The following is a 1344-nucleotide window of genomic DNA, read 5'->3' on the forward strand; positions in this document are numbered from 1 at the left end:
CATACGCGTCAACTTAAGGTTCTGTTCATCACTTCTTATCAATCTTTCAACTATTATTTTACCAATCACTGACTTTATTTGAGATTAGAGGTTTCTGCAAAGTCTAATCAGGGTATGATTTAAATAATTCCATTGTTCATGGCATGCTAAATAAAACTCATTTTACCCCTAAAAAAAATGTTTTTATCTGTAAGCATTCCAGCCAATGGGGCCGGGTTCTTTCACATTTTTCCGGCCAATAGACCGCAGTGTTCTTTCTAGTTGTTCTAGGGTGTTTTGCCAGACCGTTTCATCACGGGCTCGCCAAAGCACCCATATTTTTTTGCCCACTTCTCTCATCGTAATTTGTTCACTCAAAATCAGACCTTCGGTCTGCCAAAAATATACACGAAATTGATAAGTCAACAAGGTGCTTAGAAGAAGCGTAATTAGTTCCACATATAAGTGACATTCCCATCTTTCGAGTTTCATCTCACGATAATGAGCGATTTTGAAATCACTTTTCCAAGACTTGAAAAGAAGTTCAATCTGCCACCGATATCGATAAAGGGCAACCACTTCTTCCGCTGGAACAGAAAGAGGAAGATTTGTAATCATAATCGAAATACCGGATAAGTCTTTCGATTTCTGTTTGATTTTTCCAGGCTTTGTCTGACCACGTCTTACAATCCGATGATCCTGACGACTTTGTTCCTCTTTCGTCATTCTATAAAGGACTAAACGGGTTGGAAGTTTTTCATGCCTTCCCATATAAACTATGGGATATTCTTTAAACTCACCCCGTTTCATCGTCAGTAGAACCTCCTCCAATAAAATCCGCTCATACGCATACTTCTGGATGAGCTCACCGTTAGGATGATACCTGGGATTCGGATGAGCCGAATAAAACATCGTATCGGACTTGGCACGGGAAACGAAGAAAGCCTCTGACTTCATGATTTGTTTCAACATATCGAATTTAAAATAACCTAAGTCTTGTAAAAATAGATCGTCTTTCTGAATATCTTGCAATCGTTCCATTCCTGCAGGACAATCGCCTGCTTTTCCGGACTGTATACCGATGTACAAAAAGCGTCCAGTAAACAGATCATATTCCATTTGAAATTTTACACCAGAACCCACGGTTCCAGGATACACCTGGCGACAATCAAACGACATGGTGACAGTTGATCCATCTAATACCCGGAGCCGATTGAACGGCTGGCTGCTTTGGAACGGAATGGCCGCGAGCGTGAGATTCGACTGTTTTTCATACAAAAGAAGGTAGATTTTTTCTAGAAAAGAAACAGCGTTTCTATTAATTCTTTTATCCAATGCTTGCTTTGACATCTGGGCATCATGGTT

The 1344-nt window shown here is 40.1% G+C and carries 1 protein-coding gene; it reads right to left on the minus strand.

The annotated features are described in order from the left end of the window. Positions 1-183: 183 nt before the first annotated feature. On the minus strand, positions 184-1344 hold a 1161-nt coding region (locus AC25Y1_RS19260), incomplete at its 5' end, for an IS4 family transposase (RefSeq protein ID WP_488149633.1).

Source organism: Sporosarcina sp. Y1009 (assembly GCF_057669865.1).